This is a genomic window from Mangrovimicrobium sediminis (genome assembly GCF_004745945.1).
Classification (GTDB): Bacteria; Pseudomonadota; Gammaproteobacteria; order Pseudomonadales; family Halieaceae; genus Mangrovimicrobium; species Mangrovimicrobium sediminis.
The window spans coordinates 38384-45556 of sequence record NZ_SRLE01000015.1 but is presented as its reverse complement, the minus strand read 5'-3'; the positions used below and the strand labels follow the sequence as shown (position 1 = coordinate 45556).

Sequence of the window (7173 nt, the reverse complement as noted above, 5' to 3'; positions counted from 1 at the left end):
CGCGAAGAGGCGTTCACCCTGGAACTGCCGACCCGAACATCAGCGCCGGACTTCCCCATCTTTCCCCACCATGAAAAAATACTCATCCCAATAACACTACAACCGAGCGACACAGGTCGCCCTCGGGGGGGAAACCTTGAACCTGCCAAACACCGCAGTCGCCGAGTGGCGCAATTTCTGGCTCTTACCCGTAGCGGCAGGACTCGGCTACGCCACCGCCGTCATGTATGTATATACGATGGGCGCGTTCATCGAACCGATCCAGAAGGAGTTCGGCTGGTCGCGCGCGCAGATCTCTTCCGGAATCACCATCGCGGCCTTCATCAGCGCCATCTTCTGCGTGCCTGTGGGCATTCTGGTGGACCGGATAGGTCCGCGGCGTATCGGCCTCATCGGCGTGGTGCTGATGTGCGGCTGTGTCGCGCTGCTGGGCACGGCTACAGGCGATAAAGCCAACTGGCTGGTGCTGTGGTGCCTGCTCGCCGTGTCCACCCTGTGGGTGCAGGCGACGGTGTGGACCAGCGCCGTCAACAGCCGTTTCGAGCGTTCGCGGGGGTTGGCGCTGGCCATCACCTTGTCGGGCGCCTCCCTGAGCGCGGCGATATTCCCGGTACTCGCCACCTGGCTGATCGAAACACTCGGCTGGCGCCACGCCTTCATGGCTCTCGGCGGTGCCTGGTTGTGCCTGGTGTTACCCGTAATGCTGATCGGCTTTCGCGGTGCCCGCGATACCACTCCAACCGCACAGGCATCTGACTCCGTACCGCCCGTCGCGCTCTCCGGCCTGAGCCTGCAGCAGGGCCTGCGTTCCTCTGCACTGTACAAATTGATTATGGCCGGCGGATTCTTCTCTTTCACTGCCATCGGCATCGTTGTTCACTTCGTGCAGATTCTCAAGGATGCCGGCGCCGAACCGCTGGCTGCGGCAGGGGTCGCCTCCCTGGTTGGTATCTTCTCGATTATCGGGCGCATCGGTACCGGTTTTCTGCTTGATCGCTTCCACGGCTACATGGTGGGCGGTGTCGCTTTCCTCATCCCGATTCTCGCCTGCGCCCTGTTGCTGTTCGATGGCGGCAACCCGGTCAGCCAGGCTATCGCGGCGGCGATCTTCGGGCTTACCCTGGGCTCGGAGGTGGATGTCATCGCCTACCTGGCCGCGAAGTATTTCGGCCTGAAGAACTTCGGCGCGCTGTACGGCGCGATGGTGATGGCGCTGTCGCTCGGTGTGGCCTTTGGCCCACTGGGTGCGGGACTGACCTACGATATGTTCGACAGTTATGCGCCGTTCCTCGAACTCACCGCCGTGCTGATGGGGTTGAGTGCCGTGGCCCTGTTCAGCCTGCGCAGTACGCCCGATGCAGAGCACTATCATGAGCAGCACTGAGCGGGAGAAACTCTTGTTCACGGCGTGATCTTTTCGTGAAGTCTCCTGCCTAGACTGGCCTCGTCCAGTTAACAGCAAGGAGTAAGCATGAATATCAAGAACGTAGCCGGAAGCGCTCTGTGCGCACTGCTTCTCGGTGGTGGCGGCATCGCTGCCGCCCAGGCACCCGGGCAGGGTGTCGTGTATGAGGGCGTCAGTGCCCCTGGGGTAAACCTGGGTGAGACACGCGCTGGCGTTACCGCGAGCTATGGGGCCCCGAACTACTGCCAGAGTGTGGAAGTGTCCGGAGATCTGGCCTCCTGTGCCTACCCGGTGGAGGGGGGCGGCCAGGTGAGTGTGCGCTATCGCGGCGCCGACGGTGGAAACGCCTCGGCCAGCGACGGCGATGTCGCCCATAGTATCCGCTGGTACAGCGGCGTGCAGTGGATCACCAGCCAGGGTGTGGATGCCCAGCTTGCACTGGACTCGCCGCAGGACGTCATCGCGGCCTACCCCGATGCGCAGGTGACCAACAACGCGCTTACCGGGGACGTCTATCGGATTGCAGATGCCGCCCAGGGAATCGATATTGTGCGGGCCTTCGATGTCTACAGCGGTCGTACCACGGTGCACATGACAATCTTCTCTCCTGTTGTCGATGTGCCAGTCACCCTTGTCATTCCGGACATTGAACTCAGCGCCAGCGGCAGTGGTTATCGTGGTCGGGTAGTCGATGGGGCTGTCCAGGTACAGGATGCACTGGGACAGTCGGTAGCGGGTGCCTCGGTGCAGGCCTCCTGGAACTTCCCCGACGGCACCACACGTGAGGTCCTGGCTGTCACGCAGGATGATGGAGCAGCGCAATTCCAGCTGGACGGTGGGCTACGCCGTGGCCTGTACACGCTGGAAGTGTCGAGTGTTGAGCTCGATGGTGCTGCCCTGGATGCGAGTGCCAGCGAGTTGCTCGCTACCATCCGGGTCCGCTAGGCGCGTCGAATCCCGCAACTGACGTCAACCTGGTCCATAATGGGTGCTGCTGTCCCCCGGGAGCACCCATGAAGGTCCACTATCGCATCGCCCGTCTGTTTTTATTGCTGCTGCTGGCGTCCCCCGCGTCGTTGGCGGAATCCCCGCGCTGGGTGCTGATCGGCGATTCGATCATCGTCAGTTCCAAGCCGGAGAAGGACGTGCGCCAGAGCATGGCCTACTTCCTCGAGCGCTACCATGGCGTGAGCGTGAGTCTGCTCGCTGCAGGGGGGCAGACCATGGTGACAGGTGCCGCGCCCCTGCTGGGCGGCGCCGTCAACTACCTGCACGGTCCCTCGCAACAGGTCAGTGTGTTGGTCATCGCCCTGGGTACCAACGATTGGTGGCTCGATGCCGGTGTCGGCGTGCCGCCGGACGATTTCACCCAGGCCTATGCTGCGTTTTTGCAACAGGTCCCGCCGGAGATCGCAGTCTATTGTGTGACGCCGATCACCCGGCACGACGAGGCTGCCCGCAATGCCCAGGGCCTCGACCTCGACGCCTACCGCGATCTCGTGAGTGAGACCTGCAGCGCGGCAGGGGCGACTGTCCTGGCGGGCGAACTGGTCTTCGACACGGTTGGGGAGCCGGATTTTGTCGAGGATGGTGTACACCTCACGCCAGCGGGCACCTGGAAATACACGCAGTGGCTGTGGCGCCAGATCACGTACCTCGCGCCCTGATTATTGCCAGTGCCCGGATCTGGCAGCAGTGAGCGCGCTCACAGAATCGGCACAAATCTGCTTATTTCTACAGCAATTGGCTGAGGCCTGGCGCGAATACGGGTAAGCTCCTGTGGTGGGTTTCTCAAGGCAACGCGCGCAATGGAACAGCATCTGGACCAGTTCAGCGAGCTGAACTTCGAGCAGGGCTTCGAAGACAAGATTCGCTACCTGCACCGCATGATCCGCCAGCAGCATCCCAGTGTGTCGCGCCTGGCGATTGCCCTGCACGAACCCGATACCGATGTCCTCACCACTTTTGTGTACAGCGCCGAGCAACCGAGCCCGCTGAAGCATTACCAGGCGCGGCTGGCGGATTGTCCCTCGCTACTGGAGATAGTGCGCAGCAACCGACCGCGCGTGGTCAACGACATGGACCTGTTCGCCCAGGGGCAGAACGAGCACACGCAGTTGATGCAGGCCAGTGCCTATCGCGCGTCCTATACCTTGCCGCTGTTTGCCGAGGGGTGCTTCCTGGGCTTTATCTTCTTCAACTCGGAGGAGAAAGACGCCTTCCAGGAGTACATGCTGCGCGAACTGGATATGGCGGGTCACCTCATCGCCTTCATGCTTTACAGCGCGCGCAGCAAGATCGAGATACTGCTTGCCACCGTTCGCTCGGCACGCTCCATCACCTGTCACCGCGATGCCGAAACCGGGTTGCACCTGGAGCGCATGGCCCACTACTCGAAGCTGATCGCGCGCCAGCTCGCCGATGAGTACGAGTTCAGTGACGACTACATCGAACATATTTTCCTGTTCTCCCCCTTGCACGATATCGGCAAGCTGACGGTTCCCGATCGCATCCTGCTCAAGCCGGGCAAGCTGGACGAGGCGGAGTTCGAGCAGATGAAACAGCATGCGCAGAAGGGGCGGGAAATCCTCGACCGCCTGCTGGAAAACTATGGCCTGAACGGTATCGAGTACGTCGAGTTGCTGCGCAATATCGCCATGTATCACCACGAGGCAGTGGATGGCAGTGGCTACCCGGGAAACCTGGTCCACGAACAGATTCCCATCGAGGCGCGTATCGTCACCGTCGCCGACGTCTTCGACGCCCTCACCAGCGCCCGTCCCTACAAGCCCGCCTGGAGCAACGCCGAGGCCTTCGCCAAACTGCGCGAAATGTCCGGCAGCAAGCTCGACCCACGCTGCGTCCAGGCCCTGCTGGACAATACTCACGAGGTCGAACGCATACAGCAACGTTTCACCGAAAACAGCTTCGGCTAGCCATCCCAAAAGTGGGGTCAGATACGACTTTAATTGATGCCCAGGCCTCTGTCGGGCAATCGAGGTCGTAGCCGCATTATATAAAGTCGTATCTGACCCCACTTTTTGAGTCTCAGACCCATCATTTAAAGTCGTATCTGACCCCACTTTTTGGGGGGTTGGGGTGTGGGATGGCAATGGTGGGTTGAGATGTGGATACTAGGCGCCAGCGGACCGGGTCTCCCGGCCAAACTTGCCCGCAAACAGGAGAAATACAATGACATCGCGATTCCATGCGGCTGCTGCCGCTCTCGTCATCACCGGCTGCAGCCTGGGTAGTGCACTTGCCAGCGCAGATATCGCCGAGGTGGTGACCGGGGAGGGCGACCTCATGAGCTTTGAATACGCTGGCGACAAGTTGCGCATCAATCCGCCGGATGCGGACGGCAGCTACATGCTGATCCGCGACGCGCACATGTACGTGGTCACCGACAACGAAGGCGAATCCATGGTGTTCGACATGAACAGCGCCTTCAACATGTTTGGCGGCATGGCGGCCAGCGCAACTCCGTCGGAGGTGGAAGGGCGTATGGTCTCGCTCAAACCCACCGGCAAGACCGAAACCCTGGGCGGTATGTCCGGCGAGGTCTACCTTTTGACGTACATCGACGACGACGGCCGCGAGCGCAGCTCCGAGATGGTCCTGTCCAAGGATCCGCGCGCGCTGGGCTTTCGCGATGCGATCAGCGCCATGGCGCGCAACATCGTCAAGTCCATCGACCAGGAGAAATTCAAGCAGCAACTGGATGCCGGCAACGACATGCAGCGTGAACTGGAAAAACTGGACATGGGCGTGCTGCGCTACGGCGAGGACATGAAGGTGCGCAGCATCACCGAGACCGACGTCGCCGACGCGCGCTTCGTCCTGCCCGCGGAACCCACCGACCTCGGCGCCGCGCTCGGCAATATGTTCGGTGGCGGCCAATCAGGCGGCGGGCAGTCCGGCCAGTCAGGCGGTATCCTGGGCGGCCTGTTCGGTGGCGGCCAGGCAGAGCGTCAGGATGCCGAGGCGGAGCAGCCGGCCGGGGAGGAAGCCGACGCCCAGGGCGAAGAGGCTGGCGACAATGCCCTGGACAACGCCTTCAAGAAGATTTTCGGCAACTGAAGGCTCTCTCTCAGGTGAGGGCGTGCCCTATCGCCCACACCGCCGCATACCCTGCGCTATAGGCCAGTAGCAGCCGCGGCGTGTAGCGCAGGAAACTGGTGAAGTTAAGCGGGCCGATCTTGCTCATGGCGATGACGCCCGCCGCGGAACCGATAATCAGCAGCGAACCGCCGACGCCGGTGGCGTAGGTCAGGCACATCCAGTCGGCGGTATCCATCTCCACCCCGGACTGCAGAATCGCGGCGGTCAGCGGCACGTTGTCCACCAGCGCCGAGAGCAGTCCCACCACATAATTGGCGCCGGCTACCGGCAGCACCGTGTACAAACGGGGCAGCTGGTCCAGCACCGCCAGTTGCTTGAGCATACCCACCAGCAGCAGCACGCCGAGGAAAAACAGCAGGGTATCGAACTCGATCTCGCGTATGTATTCGAGCACGTCCTGGCGCGCCGGCTTGTTGCGGTTGAGATAGCGATGGGTGAGGAACATCACCGACAGCCCGAACAGGAAGGTGAGCACCGGCGGGATGGCAAAGAACATGCTGAACAGCAAGGTGGTGATGATGGTAGCCACGAATAGCGCCGCGATCACCTTGTCGGCGCCGGCGATCGGCCGGCGAAAATGCGGAATTTCGATCTCCGCGTTGCTGCCGGTGAGCAGCGTCGCCAACAGCAACAACAGGCCGCACAAGGCGGCGGGAATAAGCATGAACAGGTCGGCGATGGTGACCTTGCCGGCGAGGAAGATCATCAGTGTGGTGACATCGCCGGTGATCAGGGAGACACCGCCGGAGTTCACCGCGAACACGATCAGCGCGGAAAACTTCACCATGGCGCGCGGCTTCAGCTTCAGCGAGGAGAGCAGCGAGAGCATGATCAGCGAGGCGGTGATGTTGTCCGCCAGCGAAGAAAATGCGAGCGCCAGCAGGGCCATCATCAGCATCAACTTGCGCTGGCCGAGCCGCGCGGGCAGGGCGCGGTAGACCAACTGGGTGATCAGCCCCTGGTGGTTGAGGTAGGCGACAAAGGTCATCGCCGCCATCAGGAACAGCCACAGGGTGGCGATCTCCAGCAGGTTCTCGTTGAGGTGTTCCTGCACCAGCGCCGCGTCCTGGCCTGGCTGCGGCACGATGAAAGCGAGCAGCCAGACCAGGGTGCCCAGGAACAGGGTGGACTTGGCCTTGTTGATGTGGACCACGTCCTCGGCGACGATGAGGACGAAGGCGAGGACGATGATGCCGATGCTGAACCAGTACATGATGTGCGGACCTCCGGGGCGCCGGGCCTTCCCCGGGGCCGCGGCGGTGATGCAGTTCAGCCCGCGGTAGTGTCGGGAAACGCGGGCTCTTCCTCGACCAGCAGGACGACGGTGGCGTCGCGATCCATGAAGCACTGCTCGTCCGCGACCACCCGGTCGCGGATCGCAGGGTCGGCCATGTCCGCCTGCATGCGCGCGTAGTCCCGGGGGCTGGCGAAGGTGATCTCGGTGATCACGTCGTAGTCGAGTGCGCTGGCGAAGGCCTCGCCGCTGGCGCGGCGGTGGGTCTGGTCACGGCGGACGTAGTTGCGTCGGTAGCCTTTGAGGTAGGGGAACAATTGTAAGGCCAAAGGCGCATGGTGCGCCTCGTAATAATGCCGGAATTCCTCCGGACTGAGGTCGGCGCGGCGTCGGAAGAAGGCCAGCATCTTCA

7 protein-coding genes are annotated in these 7173 nt (G+C 62.0%); 5 read left to right on the top strand and 2 right to left on the bottom strand.

Annotation, left to right across the window (positions count from 1 at the left end; all coding sequences use genetic code 11):
* Positions 1–136 precede the first annotated feature (136 nt).
* The 5 genes from E4634_RS19520 (at position 137) to E4634_RS19500 (ending at position 5485) form a co-directional block, all read left to right on the top strand.
* A complete protein-coding gene (locus tag E4634_RS19520; RefSeq protein WP_206046957.1) occupies positions 137–1384 on the top strand; it encodes an MFS transporter in 1248 nt (415 codons plus the stop codon).
* A gap of 279 nt (positions 1385–1663) precedes the next feature.
* Positions 1664–2350 (top strand): hypothetical protein, encoded by a 687-nt coding sequence (locus tag E4634_RS19515; protein WP_135446359.1) that lies wholly within the window; start codon positions 1664–1666, stop codon positions 2348–2350.
* A 68-nt stretch (positions 2351–2418) separates the two neighbouring features.
* Entirely contained in the window at positions 2419–3072 is a 654-nt protein-coding gene (locus E4634_RS19510; protein ID WP_135446358.1) for an SGNH/GDSL hydrolase family protein, read from the top strand.
* A 141-nt stretch (positions 3073–3213) separates the two neighbouring features.
* Positions 3214–4341 carry an HD domain-containing phosphohydrolase gene (locus E4634_RS19505; protein WP_135446357.1) on the top strand — a complete coding sequence of 376 codons (1128 nt, stop codon included), beginning with the start codon at positions 3214–3216 and terminating at the stop codon, positions 4339–4341.
* Between the two features lie 256 nt (positions 4342–4597).
* Positions 4598–5485 carry a hypothetical protein gene (locus E4634_RS19500; RefSeq protein WP_135446356.1) on the top strand — a complete coding sequence of 296 codons (888 nt, stop codon included), beginning with the start codon at positions 4598–4600 and terminating at the stop codon, positions 5483–5485.
* Positions 5486–5495: 10 nt separating this feature from the next.
* Here E4634_RS19500 and nhaD read toward each other — a convergent pair whose 3' ends face one another.
* Together nhaD and E4634_RS19490 are read right to left on the bottom strand one after the other, a co-directional pair.
* Positions 5496–6740 carry a sodium:proton antiporter NhaD gene (gene nhaD / locus E4634_RS19495; protein WP_135446355.1) on the bottom strand — a complete coding sequence of 415 codons (1245 nt, stop codon included), beginning with the start codon at positions 6738–6740 and terminating at the stop codon, positions 5496–5498.
* Positions 6741–6796: 56 nt separating this feature from the next.
* A complete protein-coding gene (locus tag E4634_RS19490) occupies positions 6797–7168 on the bottom strand; it encodes an EthD domain-containing protein (protein WP_240725255.1) in 372 nt (123 codons plus the stop codon).
* Between the last annotated feature and the right edge of the window lie 5 nt (positions 7169–7173).

Excerpts from the sequence above, each read along its gene's own strand:
- nhaD (WP_135446355.1), bottom strand. The coding sequence starts at position 6,740 with ATGTACTGGTTCAGCATCGGCATCATCGTCCTCGCCTTCGTCCTCATC.
- E4634_RS19505 (WP_135446357.1), top strand. The coding sequence starts at position 3,214 with ATGGAACAGCATCTGGACCAGTTCAGCGAGCTGAACTTCGAGCAGGGC.
- E4634_RS19510 (WP_135446358.1), top strand. The coding sequence starts at position 2,419 with ATGAAGGTCCACTATCGCATCGCCCGTCTGTTTTTATTGCTGCTGCTG.
- E4634_RS19500 (WP_135446356.1), top strand. The coding sequence starts at position 4,598 with ATGACATCGCGATTCCATGCGGCTGCTGCCGCTCTCGTCATCACCGGC.
- E4634_RS19490 (WP_240725255.1), bottom strand. The coding sequence starts at position 7,168 with ATGCTGGCCTTCTTCCGACGCCGCGCCGACCTCAGTCCGGAGGAATTC.